At 61.9% G+C, this 20,093-nt stretch carries 16 protein-coding genes; 12 read left to right on the forward strand and 4 right to left on the reverse strand.

Annotated features, from left to right (window positions below; translation table 11 throughout):
* Positions 1-2: 2 nt before the first annotated feature.
* From ACA062_RS21550 to ACA062_RS21595, 10 genes are all read left to right on the forward strand, one after another.
* Complete coding sequence (locus tag ACA062_RS21550; RefSeq protein WP_497452910.1) at positions 3-806, forward strand: aspartate dehydrogenase; 804 nt, start codon at positions 3-5, stop codon at positions 804-806.
* 105 nt (positions 807-911) lie between these two features.
* Positions 912-2,408 (forward strand): aldehyde dehydrogenase, encoded by a 1,497-nt coding sequence (locus tag ACA062_RS21555; protein WP_497452911.1) that lies wholly within the window; start codon positions 912-914, stop codon positions 2,406-2,408.
* On the forward strand, positions 2,405-3,370 hold the full coding sequence (locus ACA062_RS21560; protein ID WP_497452912.1) for a VOC family protein: 966 nt from the start codon (positions 2,405-2,407) through the stop codon (positions 3,368-3,370). The genes ACA062_RS21555 and ACA062_RS21560 overlap by 4 nt, the downstream gene beginning before the upstream one ends.
* Positions 3,371-3,383: 13 nt before the next feature.
* Positions 3,384-4,526, forward strand: coding sequence for an FAD-dependent monooxygenase (locus tag ACA062_RS21565; RefSeq protein ID WP_497452913.1), 1,143 nt, complete (start codon positions 3,384-3,386; stop codon positions 4,524-4,526).
* Between the two features lie 14 nt (positions 4,527-4,540).
* A complete protein-coding gene (locus ACA062_RS21570; RefSeq protein ID WP_497452914.1) occupies positions 4,541-4,858 on the forward strand; it encodes a hypothetical protein in 318 nt (105 codons plus the stop codon).
* 1 nt (position 4,859) lies between these two features.
* Positions 4,860-5,087 carry a recombinase-like helix-turn-helix domain-containing protein gene (locus ACA062_RS21575; RefSeq protein WP_027923567.1) on the forward strand — a complete coding sequence of 76 codons (228 nt, stop codon included), beginning with the start codon at positions 4,860-4,862 and terminating at the stop codon, positions 5,085-5,087.
* A gap of 21 nt (positions 5,088-5,108) precedes the next feature.
* Positions 5,109-6,143: a Rieske 2Fe-2S domain-containing protein gene (locus ACA062_RS21580; protein ID WP_497452915.1), complete on the forward strand. Its 1,035-nt coding sequence runs from the start codon at positions 5,109-5,111 to the stop codon at positions 6,141-6,143.
* A complete protein-coding gene (locus ACA062_RS21585) occupies positions 6,140-6,577 on the forward strand; it encodes a Rid family hydrolase (protein ID WP_497452916.1) in 438 nt (145 codons plus the stop codon). The genes ACA062_RS21580 and ACA062_RS21585 overlap by 4 nt, the downstream gene beginning before the upstream one ends.
* 3 nt (positions 6,578-6,580) lie before the next feature.
* Positions 6,581-7,540 (forward strand): PDR/VanB family oxidoreductase, encoded by a 960-nt coding sequence (locus ACA062_RS21590; protein WP_497452917.1) that lies wholly within the window; start codon positions 6,581-6,583, stop codon positions 7,538-7,540.
* 720 nt (positions 7,541-8,260) lie between these two features.
* Positions 8,261-9,490 (forward strand): putative porin, encoded by a 1,230-nt coding sequence (locus tag ACA062_RS21595; RefSeq protein ID WP_497452918.1) that lies wholly within the window; start codon positions 8,261-8,263, stop codon positions 9,488-9,490.
* A gap of 42 nt (positions 9,491-9,532) precedes the next feature.
* On the opposite strand, the gene ACA062_RS21600 is transcribed toward ACA062_RS21595, so the two are convergent.
* Positions 9,533-11,209, reverse strand: coding sequence for an MFS transporter (locus ACA062_RS21600; RefSeq protein ID WP_497452919.1), 1,677 nt, complete (start codon positions 11,207-11,209; stop codon positions 9,533-9,535).
* Positions 11,210-11,645: 436 nt separating this feature from the next.
* Here ACA062_RS21600 and ACA062_RS21605 point away from each other — a divergent pair, with 436 nt between their 5' ends.
* On the forward strand, positions 11,646-13,361 hold the full coding sequence (locus ACA062_RS21605; RefSeq protein WP_497452920.1) for an amidase: 1,716 nt from the start codon (positions 11,646-11,648) through the stop codon (positions 13,359-13,361).
* 619 nt (positions 13,362-13,980) lie between these two features.
* Here ACA062_RS21605 and ACA062_RS21610 read toward each other — a convergent pair.
* The 3 genes from ACA062_RS21610 to ACA062_RS21620 form a co-directional block, all read right to left on the reverse strand.
* Positions 13,981-16,146 (reverse strand): methyl-accepting chemotaxis protein, encoded by a 2,166-nt coding sequence (locus ACA062_RS21610; protein ID WP_497452921.1) that lies wholly within the window; start codon positions 16,144-16,146, stop codon positions 13,981-13,983.
* 411 nt (positions 16,147-16,557) lie between these two features.
* Complete coding sequence (locus ACA062_RS21615; protein WP_497457472.1) at positions 16,558-17,961, reverse strand: MFS transporter; 1,404 nt, start codon at positions 17,959-17,961, stop codon at positions 16,558-16,560.
* 40 nt (positions 17,962-18,001) lie between these two features.
* The gene (locus tag ACA062_RS21620; RefSeq protein WP_497452922.1) at positions 18,002-18,727 is read right to left on the reverse strand and encodes a GntR family transcriptional regulator; all 726 of its coding nucleotides are present in this window, start codon (positions 18,725-18,727) and stop codon (positions 18,002-18,004) included.
* A gap of 150 nt (positions 18,728-18,877) precedes the next feature.
* Between ACA062_RS21620 and ACA062_RS21625 the strand changes: the two genes are divergently transcribed.
* Entirely contained in the window at positions 18,878-20,089 is a 1,212-nt protein-coding gene (locus tag ACA062_RS21625) for a pyridoxal-phosphate-dependent aminotransferase family protein (protein WP_497452923.1), read from the forward strand.
* The last annotated feature ends 4 nt before the right edge of the window (positions 20,090-20,093 follow it).

A 20,093-nucleotide genomic window follows, 5' to 3' on the forward strand; every position in this document is an offset into this window, starting at 1 on the left:
TCATGTTGCACATCACCATGATCGGCTGCGGCGCCATTGGCGTCGGCGTGCTCGAACTGCTGGAGAAAGACCCGCAGCTGTGCGTCGATTACGTGATCGCCTCGGCCGGCTCGGAAGCACTGGTACGCCAGCGGCTGGCCAGTTTCAAACAACCGCCGCAGGTACTGACGGCGTTGCCGGCCGATGCGCGCCCCGACCTGTTGGTCGAGTGCGCCGGCCATCGCGCCATCGAAGAACATGTGTTGCCGGCGCTGGAGCGCGGCATCGCCTGCCTGATCGTCTCGGTCGGCGCGCTGTCCGAAGTCGGCCTGGTCGAACGCCTGGAAGCGGCGGCCGAGCGCGGCCAGACCCGCATCGAATTGCTGCCCGGCGCCATCGGCGGCATCGATGCGCTGTCGGCGGCCAAGGTCGGTGGCCTCGACTCGGTCAATTACACCGGGCGCAAGCCGGCACGCGCCTGGAAAAACACCCCGGCCGAACAGGCCTGCGATCTGGACAGCATCAGCGAAGCCACGGTGATTTTTCAGGGCAGCGCCCGGGAAGCGGCCCGCCTCTACCCGAAGAATGCCAACGTCGCCGCGACCCTGTCGCTGGCCGGGCTCGGCCTGGATCGCACCCACGTGACGCTGATCGCCGACCCGCTGAGCGAGGAGAACGTGCATCACTTCGAAGCCCGCGGTGCCTTTGGCGGTTTCGAACTGAGCTTGCGTGGCAAGCCGCTGCTGGCCAACCCGAAGACCTCGGCGCTGACCGTTTACAGCGTCGTCCGCGCCTTGGGCAACCATGCCCATGCGATTTCGATATGAAAGCAGCCACAAGCTGCAAGCTTCAAGCAGCAAGTAAAGGCGCACTGCGTTGCCTTTGCTCCTCCTTGCAGCTTGCAGCTTGAAGCTTACAGCTGAGGTACTCCTATGACTCTCGAACAGACTTTACCGATCTGCATTGCCGGCGACTGGCGCCTGGGGCGCGGCGAGCGCTACGCCACCTGCTACCCCGCCACCGGCGAGGCCGTGGCCTGGCTCAACGCCGCCAGTGTCGACGACGTGGAAGACGCCGTGCAAGGTGCGCATCAGGCGTTTTTGCACAGCGGCTGGGCGCAGCGCAAACCCCACGAGCGGGCCAGCGTGCTGTACCGCGTCGCCGAACTGATTCGCTCACGCAGTGAAGAACTGGCGCAATTGCAGCGCCAGGACAACGGCAAACCGATCAACGAGACCCGGGCCCTGGTGGCCAGCGCGGCCGGCACCTTCCAGTTCTTCGCCGCGGCCTGTGAAACCCTCGAGGAAACCATTACGCCGTCCCGTGGTGACTTCGTCAGCATGAGCGTCTACGAGCCGATGGGCGTGATCGCCGCGATCACCCCGTGGAACTCGCCGATTGCCAGCGAAGCGCAGAAGGTCGCTCCGGCCCTGGCGGCGGGTAACGCGGTGGTGATCAAACCGGCGGAAATCACCCCGCTGATGGCGCTGCAACTGGCGCGCATCTGTGAAGAGGCCGGGTTGCCGAAAGGCTTGCTCAGCGTGTTGCCGGGCAAGGGTTCGCTGCTCGGTGATGCATTGACCCGTCACCCGCTGGTCAAGCGCGTGTCGTTCACCGGCGGCACCAGGACCGGCAAACACATTGCCCACATCGCCGCCGACAAGATGATGCCGGTGTCGCTGGAACTGGGCGGCAAATCGCCGACCATCGTCCTCGATGATGCCGATCTCGATCACGCGGTGGCGGGTGTGCTGTATGGCATCTTCAGCTCGTCGGGCGAAGCCTGCATTGCCGGCTCGCGGTTGTTTGTCGCCCGCTCGCTGTACGAACCGTTCATGGCGCGCCTGGTGGCGGCTGCAGCCGAGTTGCGGGTCGGCGATCCGGCGGATGAGCGCACGCAAATGGGTCCGCTGATCAGCGCCGCACACCGCGAATCGGTGGAGCGTTATGTTGCTCTTGGGATAGCCGAAGGCGGACGCCTGCTGCTCGGTGGCGAGCGTCCGAGCGGCGGCGTGTACGACCAGGGTTATTACTACCCGCCGACCATCCTCGAAGGCTTGAACAACAGCCAACAGGTGTGCCAGGAAGAGATTTTCGGCCCGGTGCTGGTGGCCATGCCGTTCGATGACGAGGCGCAATTGCTCGAACAGGCCAACGACAGCCTGTACGCCCTCGCCGCCGGCATCTGGACCCGCGATTACAAGCGCGCCTGGGCCCTGGGGCGGAAAATCCAGGCCGGCACGGTGTGGATCAACACCTACAAGCAGTTCTCGATTTCCACCCCGTTCGGCGGCTGGCGCGACAGCGGCCTGGGCCGGGAAAAAGGCCGCCTCGGCATCCTGCAGTACATGGAACAGAAAAGCCTTTATTGGGGCATGAATGAACAGCCACTGGCCTGGGCCGGTGTGCAAACGGAGGTTGGGTTATGAGCGTTTCAGGCATTGATGAAGTCACCTACGGCGTCGAGGACCTCGAGACCAGCGTGCGGTTCTTCAGCGACTGGGGCTTGAGCAAGGTCAGCGAGCAGCCTGACGAGGTGATCTTCGAAACCCTCAACGGCTGCCGCGTGGTGCTCGCCGACATCAACAAGGCTGGCCTGCCGCCGGCGATCGAAGCCGGCTCGACCGTGCGCGAAGTGGTCTGGGGCGTCGAAAGCGAGGCTGACCTGAAGCTGTACAGCGAGCGCATCGCCAACGATCCCGGCTTCATCGAAGCTGACGGGCGCATCGGTTGCACCGACCCCAATGGCCTGGCGATCCGCCTGCAAGTGACCCGCAAGCGCGAACTGCAGATCGAGTGCAGCGGCCACAACACCTGGCAAACCAAAGGCCGGATCAACAAGGCCGCGCCGATCTATGACCACGCCACGCCGATCGAAGTCGGGCACGTGGTGTTCTTCGTCAAGGACGTCAACGCCTGCGAAGCCTTCTACCACGAGCGTTTCGGCTTCCAGGCCTCGGACCGCTATCCGGACCGCGGCGCGTTCCTGCGCACCGCCGAGGAAGGCGGGCATCACGACCTGTTCATGCTGCAACTGCCCGCCCCTCGCGCCGGCCTGAACCACGTCGCCTTCACCGTGCGCGATGTGCACGAAGTGTTCGGCGGCGGCATGCACATTTCCCGCCGCGGCTGGGCCACGGAAATCGGTCCCGGTCGGCACCCGGTGTCGTCGGCGTTTTTCTGGTACTTCAAGAACCCGGCCGGCGCGCTGGTCGAGTACTACGCCGACGAAGACCAACTGACCGGCGAATGGGAGCCACGCACCTTCGAACCCGGCCCCACGGTATTCGCCGAATGGGCGATCGCCGGCGGCATCGATGGCAATACCCGGCGCCAGCAACATGTCGAAGCGCCCCAGGGCAAGTTCCTTACCGACAAACCGAAATCCTGAGCAGGAGTTGCCCATGTCTTCACTCAATATCGCGATTGCCGGTGCCGGAATCGGTGGCTTGACCGCCGCCATTGCCCTGCTCCGTGCCGGGCATAACGTCACCGTATTCGAACAGTCGAAAGCCTTTCTGCGGGTCGGTGCCGACATCAATCTGACGCCGAACGCCGTGCGTGCCCTGGATGGTTTGGGTGTCGGTGCTGCGGTGCGTATTCCTGCCGCTCGACCCACGCACCGGATCAGCCGGATGTGGGACAGCGGCGAGGAAACCTCGCGCCTGGAAATGGCCGACGCCGCCGAACAGAAATACGGTGCACCGCAGCTGACCATTCACCGCGCCGATCTGCTGGCCGCGCTGGCGGATGTCTTCCCGCAGGAACAGGTGAAGTTTGGCAAACGTACCGAGCAGGTCGTGCAAACCGCCGACGGCATCGAGTTGCGCTTCAAGGATGGCAGCTGCCACGTCACCGACCTGTTGATCGGTGCCGATGGCATCCATTCGGTGGTGCGCAATGCGCTGTTCGGTGATGAGCAGCCGCGCTTTACCGGGGTGGTGGCCTACCGGGCTGTCGTGCCGGCTGCCAGCGTCGCCCATGTGCCGAATATCCAGGCGTTCACCAAATGGTGGGGCCCTACTCCCGAAAGCCAGATCGTGACCTTTCCGCTGAATCAGGGCCGGGACATCTTCATCTTCGCCACCACCGCCCAGGACAGCTGGCATGAAGAGTCCTGGACCAGCGCCGGCGATGTCGACGAGTTGCGCAGCCACTATCAGGACTTCCATCCGGATGCCCGCGCCCTGCTCGACGCCTGCAACGAGGTGCTCAAGACCGCGCTGTATGAACGCGATCCGCTGCCGTTCTGGTCCAAAGGCGCGATGACCCTGCTGGGCGATGCCTGCCATCCGATGATGCCGTTCATGGCGCAAGGTGCCGGCCAGGCGATCGAAGACGCGGTGGTGCTCGCTCTCCATTTGCAAGACCTGACCAGCACCGCGCAGATCGCCGATGCCCTGCTCGCTTACCAGCAGGCGCGGCTGCAACGCACCAGCCAGATCCAGATCGGCTCGCGCGGCAACCAATGGCTCAAGGACGGCGGCAACGCCGACTGGGTGTATGGCTACGACGCCTGGGCCGTGCCGACATCAGCCGCGGCCTGAACCGGGACACGAACATGAGCGAATCCCTGCTGGTGACCGTGCTGCTCAAGCACGACCAATCGAAGAACCTGGAAGACATTCAGCGGCACATGAAGCAGCAGGACTGGTGGGAGCGGTTTCCCCCGCAAGGCGTCGAGGTGGTGTCCTGGACCGTGGCCATGGGCCTGGGCCAGATCGTCACCCTGCGTTTGCCGCCGAGCCTGCTGCCGACCCTCAACGTCGAGCTCGAACGCTCGGCCTGGGGGGTGTTCAGCACTGAAGTGTTCCCCACGTACGACTTTATTCCCGTGCGCGAAATGATCCGCGAACGGGTACGCAATGGAGGTCAATGAGATGAGCAATACCGAACCCTACCTGGAGCCCCATCAGGCTCGCAAACGGCCCAACACCCAGTTCGAAGAGTTGCTCGGCGACTCCATCGAACGCGCTTTCGGCAATGGCGTGACCGAGCTGCCCGACCTGCTCGCGCACCTGAACCTGGCCGGGCCGCCCTGCCCGCTGACCACCGGTGAGTGGACTGCGGATGCCTATAAAACCCTGATGGCTCGGCTGGGCGAATGACCCGCCGGAGGACAATAAGAAATGAACATGAATACAACCGTCGATCCTGTTGAAAACCTCTTGGCCAACGGCTTGAAGAACCTGTGGTTCCCGGTGCTGCCGTCCGATCAGCTGGGTGAAAAACCGCTGTCGATCCGTCGCTTGGGCTACAAGATTGCCCTGTGGCGCGACAATGACGGCAGCGTGCATGCCCTGGAAGATCACTGCCCGCATCGCGGCGCGCCCTTGTCCCAGGGCCCGGTGCTGGGTGACCGCCTGCAATGCCCTTATCACGGCGTCGAAGTGCGCTGCGATGGCACCGTCACCAAAGTCCCCGGTAGCCCGGGTTGCAAACTCGAAGGCAGCCGCCCGACGCGGATGTTCCACACCCGTGAAGCCGCTGGCGCGATCTTCCTCTACAACGCCGTCGACCCGCACGAGGACACCCCGCCGGAACTGGTGCTGCCCGAGCAACTGACCTCCCCGCAATGGAGCAGCTTCCTGTGCTACACCGAGTGGAAAGGCGACTACCGCTACGTCATCGACAACGTCATGGACCCGATGCACGGCACCTACCTGCACAAGATGTCGCACTCCATGAGTGAAGGCGAAGCCACGGCCAGGTTCGTCACCCGCGACACCGACCACGGCTTCTTCTTCGAGAAGGAAGGCCAGCGCGGGGTGAATTTCGACTGGACCGAATTCATGGACAATACCTGCCACTGGCTGCGCCTGGAAATTCCGTACCCGAAAACCGGTGGCCCGGGCGGCAACTTCACCATCATCGGCAGCTACACGCCAAGCAGCCGCTCGTTGTCGGCGGTGTTCCACTGGCGTTGCCGTCCATTGACCGGCTGGCAGCGTGACACCTGGCGCTTCCTCTACAAGAATCGTCTGGAAGCGCGGCACTGGGCGGTGCTGGAACAGGATCGGGTGCTGCTCGAATTCATGGAGCCGGACGCCAACCAACGGGAAAACCTGTACCAGCATGACCTCGGCGTGGTGCGCCTGCGCCGCTACCTGAAAAATGCGGCCAAGGCCCAGCTGGAGCTGATCGACGCGAAGCAGTTGCCATGAACGCAGCCGTGCAACGTGTACAGGCCGATTCGTTGAGCGAGTCGGCCGGCAGCACCTGGTCCAATGCCTTGCTGATCGGCAACGAAGTGGTGATGTCCGGCATGACCGGCCATCCCGCTACGCGCCAGGCCGTTGAGGCTGGTGCGCCGCTCGATACCTATGCGCAGACCCTGGTGGTGTTGCACAAGATTCGCACGCTGGTGGAAGCTGCGGGCGGGTATGTCGGCAATATTTACCGGCTGACGGTGTATGTCACCGCCATTGCCGACAAGGACGAAGTGGGTCGCGCGCGGCGTGACTTCTTCGCCGGGCAAGCGCTGTTCCCGACCTCCACGCTGGTTGAAGTGAGCGCGCTGGTGTTTCCCGAACTGCGGGTGGAGATCGAGGCCGGCGCGCGTCTCGATCTCGATTTGCGAACTGTCGAAAAGAGGTGACCGATGTCCAATTCCTCCCCCCTCACCGCGCTCGTGCACACCCTGCGCTACGAAGCCGAAGGCATCATCAGCGTCGAGTTGCGGCCCTATGGCGACACCGTCTTTCCTCCGTTCGAAGCCGGCTCGCACATTGACCTGCACCTGCCCAACGGCCTGGTGCGCAGCTACTCGTTGCTCAATTCGCCGAGCGATCGCGGCCGTTACGTGGTCGGCATCCTGCGCGATCGCAACAGCCGTGGCGGCTCGGAATTTGTGCACGGGCAATTACGGGTCGGGATGCAGCTGCCGATTTCGTCGCCGCGCAATAACTTCCAGCTCGACCTCAACGCCAGACACAGCGTGCTGGTGGCCGGTGGCATCGGCATCACGCCGATCTACTGCATGTTCCGCCAACTGCTGGCCCTGGGAAAATCCGCCGAGCTGATCTACTGCGCCCGTTCACGGCAGGAAGCCGCGTTGGTCGAAGAACTCAGCGGTCTGAGCGCTAAGGTGCTGTACCACTTCAACGATGAAAAAGGCATGCCGCCGGACTTGAGTGCCTACCTGGCGGGTCAACCGGGTGATACGCACTTTTATTGCTGCGGGCCGACTCCGATGCTCGATGCCTTCGAAAGCACCTGCGAAGGTCTCGGTTATCCCCATGCGCATATCGAGCGCTTCGCGGCGGCGGAGTTGCCGCCGTCGGAAGATGCGCAGAGCAGTTACAGCGTCGAGCTGAAAAAAACCGGCAAGACCCTGTCGATCGAGCCGGGTTTGAGTTTGCTTGACGTGTTGCTCGAGGCGGGTTGTGACATTGAATACAGCTGTCGCGAAGGGGTGTGTGGTTCGTGCGAAACACGGGTTCTGGAAGGTGAAGTCGATCATCGCGACGGCGTGCTGACCAAGGCCGAGCGTGCGGCGAACAAGTCGATGATGGTTTGTGTGTCGGGTTGCAAGAGTCGGCGGTTGGTTCTCGATTTATAACCGCTGTTCTATTTCATCCATTAAACAGGCCGACACTTTTGTCGGCCTTTTTTTGGGGGGGCGTTCACCGGTTTGGAAGCCACCTCATTTTCCAGCCTGGGCACGGCCCCCTGTAGGCGCTGGCTTGCCAGCGAAAGCGGTGGGTCAGGTAACATTATTTCGTCTGGACGGACGCCTTCGCTGGCAAGCCAGCTCCTACATGGGATCGGTGTCATGTTCGGCATTGAAGGCTGGCGCAAGACCTGTAGGAGCTGGCTTGCCAGCGATGATCGTTAACGATAACGCGTGCGATCTGGTTAAACGCGGCGCACTTGAGTCCATCGCCGGCAAGCCGGCTCCTACAGGTATTGCGTTATCTGTGATTCCCCGTGAGAGGCATTTTTTATCCGAGTCGAGTAAGGACGCACACATAACGTGCAGTTTCGTTACTCCTTGAGGCCCGCGTTTCACGGGCAATACAAGGAAATGCGTTTCCCATATAAACAATTGTTTTTACTGAAGTTTATTCGATACAGAAGCACCACCCTACAGTTGGCATAGTTTCTGCTCTATTCACACTAAGTTCATAGATCAAACGCCGTATCACCTACAAAACAGCAAAAACAAAAACGCACTCCAATACCGCAACACTCGAAGTCACTCGCCCATTGCCACTTTCAAGGCAAGCGGAAAAGTGTTGCCGGTCACTTTGTAGCGCTCAATATTGCAGGGGAAGTGAGCATGAAGAATTACGTGATATGTCTCGGGCTGATGATAACCAGCTGCGTCAGTTTCGCCGGCGAACCCGGCCCTGCCGCGCCCGTGACATCGACTACCGGTAAAAAGCCCTTCCCGCACATCGCCTGGCGCAGCGACGATGGCCAGAGCAGCCTGGATATCGGCGGAGCCTTGCGCACCAACTACCGCGACGAGCATTGGGACACCACCGAAAACAATGGCCGCTTTCTGTTCGACACCTTCCGCATCGACGTGCAGGCGACTTACAAGAACCTGTTCAGTGACGTCGGTTACTGGTTCCAGGATGACGGCAAACGCTCCATCGATCGCGGCTTCGTCGGCTACCGCTTCAACAGCAATTCGAACCTGCAACTGGGCGCGCCGTTCAAGCCGTTCGGCCTGGAACCCTACCCGCAATTCGGCTGGAGTTACCACCTGCCCTTCTTCATGGGGTATGGCGTCAGCGCCGGTTCGGGTGTGAAGTACAGCTACAAGGACAAGGACTGGGATCTGCAACTGGGGTATTTCCCGCGCATGATGCCGTCGGACATTCGCTACTCGCCGGAAGTCGGCCGCTACGCCGACCTCAAGGACAACGCGATCCCCTTCACCCAGTCGCGCCAGGACAACGAGAAGCACAACCAGATCAACGCCCGGGTCGCGCGGACCTTTGTCAACGACGGCTGGAAAGCCGAGGTCGGGGCCTCGGTGGCCGCTGCGCAGCTGTATAACGCCACCACCCGGGATGACGGTGATTATTGGGCCGGCGGCATTCACGCCGTGATCAATGCCGGCCAATGGACCGTCAGCACCCAGGGCATCCGCTACGAGTACGACCCGAAAAACCCGGCCGGCGTCAGCAACGACTCGGTGTTGATGGGCGGCAACGGCCTGACGCCCGCGTACCTGATCGCCTCCAAGGCAACCATCGCTTCGCTGAACGTCGGCTATGACATTCCGACGCCGAAGCTGGGCCAATTGAAGAAGATCAAACTGTATAACGACTACAGTCGCATGATGAAAGACCAGAGCGGTTGGGACGACTCGCAGATGTACACCGTCGGCGCGCAATTCCTGGCGATGCCGATCATGGCGTGGGTCGACCTGACCTGGGCGAAAAACGCCAACCCCTACGGCGGTGCGGAAAACGGTACTGGCTTCACTAACACAAGCTCGATCGGCAGCAACGACTGGTACTACCGGACCAACATCAACATCGGCTACTACTTCTGATGGGGGTTGCCCTCTCCCCTGCGGGAGAGGGCAATGCCAGGCTCAGGTATGACTAATGTCCCGATCCTTGGTTTCCGGCATGAAGAAAATACCCAGGATGGCCGTCATCACCGCGATGATGATCGGGTACCACAGCCCGTAGTAGATATCACCCGTGGCCGCGACCATGGCGAACGCCACCGTCGGCAGGAAGCCGCCGAACCAGCCGTTGCCGATGTGGTACGGCAGCGACATCGAGGTGTAGCGGATGCGCGCCGGGAACAGTTCCACCAGCCAGGCGGCGATCGGCCCGTAGACCATGGTCACGTAGATCACCAGGATGGTCAGGAGCAGCAGCACCATCGGGTAGTTGGTCTTGGCCGGGTCGGCCTTCTCGGGGTAGCCGGCTTCCTTGAGCGAGGCGCCGAGGGTCGCGACGAACGCATCGTTCCTGGCCTTGAAGTCGGCGGCCGGCATGCCGGTGCCCTCGAAGCTCTGGATGACTTTCTCGCCGATGCGCACCTGCGCCACGGTGCCAGGTTCGGCCTTCACGTTCTCGTAGGGGATGGCCCGCTTGGCCAACACGGTCTTGGCCAGGTCGCAGGAGCTGGTGAATTTGGCCTTGCCCACCGGGTCGAACTGGAACGAACACTGGTCGGGATCGGCGATCACCTTGACCGGGTTCTTCTCCTGCGCGATGAACACGTCGGGGTTACCGTACTGGGTCAACCCATGGAAGATCGGGAAGTAGGTCAGTGCCGCGAGGATGCAGCCGGCCATGATGATGCCCTTGCGGCCGATGCGGTCGGACAGGCTGCCGAAAATGACGAAGAACGGCGTACCGATCAGCAGCGAACCGGCGATCAACAGGTTGGCGGTCTGCGGGTCGATCTTCAGCGTCTGCAGCAGGAAGAACAGCGCGTAGAACTGCCCGGTGTACCAGACCACGGCCTGGCCGGCAGTGCCGCCGAGCAGGGCCATGATGACGATTTTGAGGTTGTCCCAGCGGGCGAAGGATTCGGTCAGCGGCGCCTTGGAGGACTTGCCTTCGGCCTTCATTTTCAGGAACACCGGCGACTCGCTGAGTTGCAGGCGGATGTACACCGAGACGATCAGCAGCAGGATCGACAGCAGGAACGGAATCCGCCAGCCCCAGGCCTCGAAGGCTTCGGTGCCGAGGATGGTGCGGCAGGCGAGGATCACCAGCAGTGAAAGGAACAGGCCGAGGGTCGCGGTGGTCTGGATCCACGAAGTGAAGTAGCCGCGCTTGCCCTTGGGCGCATGTTCGGCGACGTAGGTCGCCGCACCGCCGTACTCACCGCCCAGGGCCAGGCCTTGCAACAGGCGCAGGGTGATCAGGATGATCGGCGCCGCGACGCCGATGGTCGCGTAGCCGGGCAGGAAGCCGACGATGGCCGTGGAGATACCCATGATCACAATGGTGATGAGGAAGGTGTGCTTGCGTCCGATCATGTCACCCAGTCGGCCGAACACGATGGCGCCGAAGGGGCGTACGGCAAAGCCCGCGGCGAACGCGAGCAGCGCGAAGATGAAGGACGTTGTCTCGTTGACCCCGGCGAAGAAGTGCTTGGCGATGATCGCGGCAAGCGAGCCGTAAAGGTAAAAGTCGTACCACTCGAACACGGTGCCCAGGGACGATGCGAAAATGACCTTGCGCTCCTCCTTGGTGAGCCCGTGGTGGGACGCGCTGCCCGTGGTTGTACTGTCGATTGCGGCCATAAGTCTTCTCCGTCTTTTTTGTTATGTTCAGGCCGGAGTACCCCACAACTCTTTTTGCCGCACCCTGGCCCTGGGGCTGATGTCATCGGATTACGGATTGCGCAAAGCATGCACACAGGTTGACGACCTCGCATCGCTGCAAGATTTCCTGAAGCATAATCGGCTTCGCGCAGATATCCACTCGGAGGCGACAGTTACTTGCCCGACCTCGACCCTTTTCGGCCAGAACCCCACACGGGCGGTCGAAGCGTTTCACCGATACCCGTGCTTGGTGTTAAATAGAACGCTCAGGGTGTCAGCCCGGCCCTGTCGCGTAATGCACTGCCTAGAGAACCGTTATGAGCCCGCATTTTAAGAACAGTTATGTCCTTGCCTCCAGGACCCAGCATGATGAAAACACTCAACGCGTCGCCCCTGCGCAGTCGGCGGTAACCGCATGATCGAGGTCACCGAAGTCTCCATTGCCGAACTGCGTGCGGCGCTCGAATCCGGCCAGACCAGCGCGGTCGAACTGGTCCAGGCCTATCTTGCCCGGGTCGATGCCTACGACGGCCCCGACACCCCCACCGCCCTCAACGCGGTGGTGGTGCGCAACCCCGATGCACTGGAGGAGGCTCGGGTGTCCGATGCCCGGCGGGCCAAAGGCGAGACCTTGGGTCCGCTCGATGGCATCCCCTATACGGCCAAGGACAGTTATCTGGTCAAGGGGCTGACGGCAGCCTCGGGCAGTCCGGCGTTCGCCAACCTGGTCGCTTATCGCGATGCGTTCACTATCGAACGGCTGCGCGCCGCGGGGGCGATCTGCCTGGGCAAGACCAATATGCCGCCCATGGCCAACGGCGGCATGCAGCGCGGGGTTTATGGCCGCGCGGAAAGCCCGTACAACGCCGACTATCTCACCGCCCCGTTCGCCTCTGGCTCGTCGAATGGCGCCGGGACTGCCACCGCCGCCAGTTTCGCGGCCTTCGGCCTGGCGGAAGAGACCTGGTCGAGCGGACGCGGGCCCGCGTCGAACAATGGCCTGTGCGCCTATACGCCGTCGCGCGGGGTGATCTCGGTGCGCGGCAACTGGCCGCTGACCCCGACCATGGACGTGGTGGTGCCGTTTGCCCGAACCATGGCCGACCTGCTCGAGGTGCTCGACGTGGTGGTCGCGGAGGATCCCGACACCCGCGGCGATCTGTGGCGGATGCAACCCTGGGTACCGATTCCGAGTGTCGCCTCGGTGCGCCCGGCCTCCTATGCATCGCTGGCGGCGAATAGCGCTGCGCTGGCCGGAAAACGCTTTGGCGTGCCGCGCATGTACATCAACGCCGATCCCGAAGCCGGCACGGCGGATGCGCCGGGTATCGGCGGTCCGACCGGGCAGCGGATCAACACCCGGGCCTCGGTGATCGGGCTCTGGGAAGAGGCTCGCCAGGCACTCGAGGCCGCAGGCGCCGAAGTGCTCGAGGTCGATTTCCCGATGGTCTCCAATTGCGAGGGTGATCGTCCGGGTGCACCGACGGTGTTTACCCGGGGCCTGGTGTCCAAGGCGTTCCTGCATCATGAGTTGTGGGATCTGACGGCCTGGGCGTTCGATGATTTTCTGCAAGCCAACGGCGATCCCAAACTGAATCGTCTGGTCGATGTCGACGGGCCGCTGATTTTCCCCCACGACCCGGGGACCCTGCCCAACCGCGAGGGCGACCTGGTCGCGGGCATGGACGAGTATGTGCGGATGGCCGAGCGCGGCATCACCCCCTGGGACCAGATCGCCACGGTGCCGGATGGATTACGCGGGCTGGAACAGACCCGTCGAATCGATCTGGAGCACTGGATGGACCGGCTGGGGCTCGATGCGGTGATCTTCCCGACGGTCGCCGACGTCGCGCCGGCGAATGCCGACGTCGACCCGCAGTCTGCGGATATCGCCTGGAGTAACGGCATCTGGGTCGCCAACGGCAACCTCGCCATCCGCCACCTGGGTGTGCCCACGGTCACAGTGCCGATGGGCATCATGCCCGACATCGGCATGCCGGTCGGGCTGACATTTGCCGGTCGTGCCTATGACGATTCGACGTTGTTGCGCCTGGCTGCGGCGTTCGAATCGACGGGAACGAAGCGCTTGATTCCGCCTCGGACCCCGCCATTGGCAAGTGGCAAAAAATAGCAGCAGCAGGAAGGGTGCCAGCCGACATTGATGCCAGATGTCAGTACGCCTTCGCGGGCAAGTCGGATCGCCGCACCGCCGCTCCCACAGGAATCGATGCCGTGCACACATATTGTGCCCAATACAAAACCCTGTGGGAGCTGGCTTGCCTGCGATGGCGGCGTGTCAGCCGACATCAATGCCGGATGTCAGTACGCCTTCGCGAGCAGGCTCGCTCCCACAGGAATCCCCGCCGTGCACACATATTGTGCCCAACACAAAACCCTGTGGGAGCTGGCTTGCCTGCGATGGCGGCGTGTCAGCCGACATCAATGCCGGATGTCAGTACGCCTTCGCGAGCAGGCTCGCTCCCACAGGAATCCCCGCCGTGCACACACATTGTGCCCAATACAAAACCCTGTGGGAGCTGGCTAGCCTGCGATGGCGGCGTGTCAGCCGACATCAATGCCGGATGTCAGTACGCCTTCGCGAGCAGGCTCGCTCCCACAGGAATCCCCGCCGTGCACACACATTGTGCCCAATACAAAACCCTGTGGGAGCTGGCTTGCCTGCGATGGCGCACTGACAGCTAGCCGATCCATTCGGACCGTACTCGATCTCCTGTCCACCTCGCCCACCTTCAAGCGGCCGCCACCCGTTCATTGTTGTTGGTCACTTCAAACTGCCCCACCAGTTTTTGCAGTTTGTTGGCATTGAGCCTCACGGTTTCGGCACTGCTCTGCAGCACCACCACCGTCTGGCGCATCTCGGTGGAAGACTGGTCGACCTGCCGGATCGTCTTGCCATAATCGAGGCTGTGCTTGTTGAGCTGCTGAATGATCGCAAACATGCTTTCCACGGCTTGATGCAACTGCACGTTTTCCGAGGAGGCATCTTCGGCCAGGCGCAGGCTGTTATCGACGTCCTTGACCCCCTCCTCCATGAAGCTCACGGCTTTTTGCGTTTCGCCCTGCAGGCCTTCGACCATCTGCCGAATATCGTCGGCCGCCCGTGACGTGCGTGAGGCCAGACTGCGTACCTCATCGGCCACCACCGCAAAGCCACGCCCATGCTCGCCCGCGCGCGCCGCCTCGATGGCGGCATTGAGTGCCAGCAGATTGGTCTGGTTGGTGATGTCGCTGATCAGGCTGGTGATGTTGCCGATTTGCGTCATCCGGCTGTCGAGCAACTGCACGCTTGAAGACGAACGCTCGACCACATCCCGAATCGACTGGGTGCCGGCCTGCACGGCGAGAAACTGTTCACGGGCCCGGGTGACGACTTCGTCCATCACCTGCTTCATCTGCTCGGCGCTGGCCGAGGCTTGCTGGATCTCGCCCAACTGGTCTTCAACGATGATCATCATGTGATGCACCGCTTCGGCCACCTCGGCGGAGGTGACGCCGGCTTCCTGGCTGCGGCCGAGCATCATCTGATTGGTGGTGCCGACGTTGCGACTGGCCTTCACCACTTGCCCGACCACCGAGTCCAGGTGGTCGATGAAACTGTTGATCCAGCGCCCCATATCACCGGTCTCATCGTTGGCCATGGTCTTCGGGTCCAGGCGCTGACGCAGGTTGCCCTCGCCCTCGGCAATGGTTCTGATCACACTCGTCATCCCGTCCAGCCGGGCCGCCAGGCGCTTGGGTCCCAGCTGGCTGAACAGGAGCGTGGCGCCCACCATGCTCACGACTTCGACGGTATCGATCAGGCCCTGCGTCAGGCCACTGTAATGCTGGACCAGGTAATTGCAGGCAAACAGGCCGGTCATGGTCGCCAGATAGGGCTTCATCAGGCCATGGCTGAGCGAGCGTCGGCGGTACACCTCCTCCAGGTCGGCCTCACACATCATGCCCCAGCGGTCAGGTGAGCCTGGCAACTGGAAGGTGACGCCCTTGCCGACCACGGGAACGTGCCGGTAATCCGAATAACCGGGATAGGTCACGAACAGGTTGGAGCCCTTGCGGATGGTCTCGCGTACACCCGGGTGCAGTTGCTGGGTCGCCGGGTCGGTAAAGCGCAGTTCCAGTTCGGTGTGGCGCTGGATCTGCACAGTCTTCCACGGTGTGTGTACGCCGCTCTTGAGGTTTTCACCGTGGGTAAAGGTGCCGTCCTCGAAACGTGAGCGCGACAAGGCGGTCCCCGGCTCGATGGCGGGATCGAATCGCGATTGCGCCATGAACAGATAGTTGTCGCCGGACTCGGCAAAAATGTGCCCGGCCTCGCGCTGGATCAGATCGCCCAGCACATCGTTGGGCACGCGACCACAGAGGCAGCCAACGACCTTTCCATCGGCCTTCAGGGGCTGATAGAACATCAAGGTGACTTCATCGTGGAAGCGTGAAGACGATGGACCGATGGGCAAGGTCAGTGGATCGCGGTAAGGCCCCTGGAGAAACGGCGCCTTCAAACCTTCGGCCAATGCGCGGGTGTGCTCGAACCGGTTGTTGCCCCGTCGATTCCAGGTCGAGGCGATGACGCGGCCGGCGATATCGACCACAAACAACTCGGAAAAATCTTCCGCCTGGCGCAGCTTGTCCATCAACGGTGTGTTGTCGAGACAGGCGAAATCACGGCCGAGATGGTCTGCCAGTTCAGCCAGGTGTTCCCACTGTTCGCGGGTCCAGTTGTGCAGCAACTGCACGCGGGTTTCGGCGATGGCTTCGAAGGTTTGTTCGATCACCGGGTACGCCGACCGATTGAGCCGGCACGACCAGCCCATGGCGATTTTTCCGGTTTTGCCGAACCAGGGTAACCAGCGCTTCTCGCTTGGGGATAACGGCATGGCATTACTTGATAGCGACATTCAATTCACCAACTGCGACATACAGATGGCAAATTGATAGCAAATACCAGGCCAATTCATAAGCACGCTAATCATTGCTCCGGGGGCTGCGCAGGACTCCAGAATGCGCAATCCCATGCTTCAACTCAGTGCGTCAATCGTGAGATGCCCTGGAACAGCGCTGACAGGGTGGGCATCGCGTTCTGCAGCAAACGGTAGAGCTACGGCAAGATCAAAAGATCGCAGCCTCGCTTCGCGAGACAGCTCCTACAGGGAATCGGGCGTACGCAAATTCCGTGACCGGCAAAGAACCAGTGTAGGAGCTGGCTTGCCAGCGAAAGCGGACTGGCAGCCGACATCGATGTCGACTGACATGCCCTCTTCGCTGGCAAGCCAGCTCCTACAGGGAATCGGGGGGTACACGGACTTGGGCTAATCCTTGGCTCCGTCGCGCTGCAACACCGACTCGCCTGCCTGTGGCGGCAGCCGCAGGTTGTCCAGCAAGGCGATGGCCGCCAGCACCGCCACACAGAGAAATGTCAGCTGAAAGTCACCGGTCGCGGCCTGCCCGGTCGTGCCGTGGATGTTCATCGCCAGACGCAGCAGCAACGCGCCGATAGCCACCCCCATTGCCATGCTCAACTGGAAGAACATGCTGAACAGGGTTGAAGCGTCGCTCATCTGCGCCTTGGGTATTTCGGCAAAGGCCAGGGTGTTGAACACGGTGAATTGCATGGAGCGTGACAAGCCACCGACGAACAGGATGAACAATATCAGCGCCGGACTCATGTGCTCGTCCAGCAACGCACACGCCGCGATCGCCAGTACGCCGAGGACGCCGTTGACCATCAACACCGGACGAAATCCCCACCGTTGCATCACCCGGGTGGTGAAGGGTTTCATCGCCAGGTTGCCGGCGAACACCGCCAGTACCAGCAGTCCCGCATCGAATGCGGAAAGACCGAAAGCCAGTTGAAACATCAACGGCAGGAGAAACGGCAAGGTGCTGATGGCGATGCGGAAAACCGAGCCACCGCCCAGGCAGACGCTGAAGGTATGAATACCTGTCACACCCAGCGCCAGCAAGGGTTGCGCATGCCGACGCATATGCCGCCAGGCAAATACCCCGAGCACCCCACCGGCAGCACTCAGTGCCAGCCCCTGCCACCAATCGGCACCGCTTTGCCCGAGCATCTCTACGCCGTACAGCAATGCCGCACTGGCCATGCCGACCAGCACAAAGCCACTGAAATCGAACGTCCTGGAACTGACCTCATCCCGTTTCGGAATCAACACCAGCGCGGCCATCAAGGCCAGCGCGCCCAACGGCAGGTTGAGGTAGAAAATCCACGGCCAGGAGGCATGGGTGACGATGAAACCACCCACGGGCGGCCCGAGTACCGGCGCGACCAGGCCGGGCCAGGTGATGAAGGAGATCGCCCGCACCAGGTCTTTCTTCTCGGTCGTGCGCAGCACCGCCAGGCGCCCCACCGGCACCATCATCGCGCCGCTGATCCCCTGCAGCACACGGGCGGCGACAAAGGTTTGCAGGCTGTCACTCAACCCGCACATCAACGAAGACAGACTGAACAGCACGATCGCCGAACTGAAGACCAGGCGCGAACCGAAGCGATCGGCCAGCCAGCCGCTGATGGGAATGAACACCGCGACCGCGAGCATATAGGCGCTCATGCCAATGTTCACGTCCACTGCCGCGACGCCAAAGGTCCTGGCCATGTCCGGCAAGGCAGTGGCGATCACGGTGGCGTCGAGGTTCTCCATGAAGAACGTGACGGCCACCAACAGAGCAATCAGGGTTGAGCGGCGTTGAGACATCGGGCGTTGCTGTTCGACACGCGGCGCCATGATTCAGCTCCTAACGGCGAATGGAATCCGGATGCTCGGCGTCATCGCGAACCATCAGCATGATGGCGTCGCGCTTTTCCAGCAGGTGGTGACGAAGAATGCTGCTCAAGCGTTTGCTGTCTCGCGCCTGCAAGGCCTCGATCATCTCTTCGTGATCGTGCAACGCCCTGTCCCACTTCGGCGCCTGCTGGTTGGACAGAAAACGCAACGCCTGGATGCGGCGGTTCAAGGACAGGTACACCTGGCGTAGCGCCGAGTTGCGTGCGGCCAGGTTGATAATGTCGTGGATGGCCCGGTTGCGCTGGTAATAGCCAGGCAGATCATTCTGATTCTTGCTGACCACCATGGCGTAGTGCAGCGCCTTGATCTCCTCGAGCTCCTGGGCCGTGATGCGCTCACAGGCCAACTCGCCGGCGAATGCTTCAATCCCGCTCATCAGCTCGAAGGTTTCGCGAATTTCCAGTTCCGACATGCGCGCGACACTCGCACCGCGGTTGGGGTTGATCTCGATCAGGCCTTCGACGGCCAGCACCTTCAACGCTTCGCGTAAAGGTGTGCGGGAGATGCCCAGGGTTTCGCAGAGCTCGCGTTCGTTGAGTTTCATTCCGGGTGCCAGCACGCCTTCGGTAATGAAGCTGCGCAGGTGTTCCACGACCATGTCGTGCAATCGCTGGCGCTCGACCTTGGGCATTAGCCGGGGGCTGCCGAGCTCAACAGGCTGGTCATTATTTTGCATTCAAAATCCTCTTTTGCAGCGCTTTAAGGCCAGGCCTTATGCGAAATCAGTCCAGATAACGCCCAATATTAGCGCAATTATAGCGTTTGACACAGGGAGATGAACTGCTAACGTATTTTGAATTCAAAATACAAAAACCAGGAGTTACCCATGCTGAAGCTCGATTTCCACCCCGCCGGCCGCCACTTTCTGCAAATCCCTGGCCCAAGCCCGGTGCCGGATCGCATCCTGCGCGCCATGAGCTATCCCACCATCGATCACCGTGGTCCGGAGTTCGGGGCGCTGGGACTCAAGGTGCTGGAAGGCATCAAGCAGATTTTCAAGACCCGTCATCCTGTGGTCATCTACCCCGCTTCGGGCACCGGTGCCTGGGAAGCGGCGCTGTGCAACACCTTGAGTGCGGGCGACGAAGTCCTGATGTTCGAAACCGGCCATTTCGCCACCCTCTGGCAGAAAATGGCCTTGAGCCTGGGGCTCAAGCCGCAATTCATTGGCCGGCCCGGCATTGAGGGCTGGCGCGGTGGGGTCGATGCGTCAATGATCGAAACGCACCTGCGCGCCGACGGCAGTCACCGCATCAAGGCAGTTTGCGTCGTGCATAACGAAACCAGTACCGGCGTGACCTCGGACATCGCCGCGGTGCGCCAGGCCATCGACGCCGCCGGCCACCCGGCGTTGCTGCTGGTCGATACCATTTCCGGCCTCGCCTCCGCCGATTATCGGCATGACGAATGGGGGGTGGACGTCACCGTGTCCGGCTCGCAGAAAGGCCTCATGCTGCCGCCGGGCATCAGCTTCAACGCCTTGTCCCCTAAAGCCATCGAAGCCAGCAAGACCGCCGGCCTGCCCCGCAGTTTCTGGGCCTGGGACGAAATCGTCGAGATGAACCAGACCGGCTACTGGCCGTACACCCCCAACACCAACCTGTTGTATGGACTGTCCGAGGCCCTGGACATGATCCTCGGCGAAGGGCTGGAGAATGTCTTCATCCGCCACAACCGCCTGGCCCATGCCTGCCGCACGGCCGTGAACGCCTGGGGCCTGGACATCCAGTGCGCCGATCCGAGCGTGTACAGCCCGGTGTTGACCGGCGTGATGACCCCCGACGGCATCGACGCCGATGTCGTGCGCAAGACCATCTACGAGCGCTTCGACATGTCCCTGGGAACGGGCCTGGGCAAGATGAAAGGCCGGATGTTCCGTATTGGCCACTTGGGTGACTGCAACGATCTGATGCTGATGGCGACACTGACCGGCTGCGAAATGGGCTTGCAGATGGCCGGAGTGAAACTGCAGTCCAGTGGCGTGCTGGCGGCCATGGATTACCTGGGAGGGCAATCCGTGCCGCTACGGCGCGAATGATGTG

The organism is Pseudomonas sp. LBUM1679 (assembly GCF_059695565.1).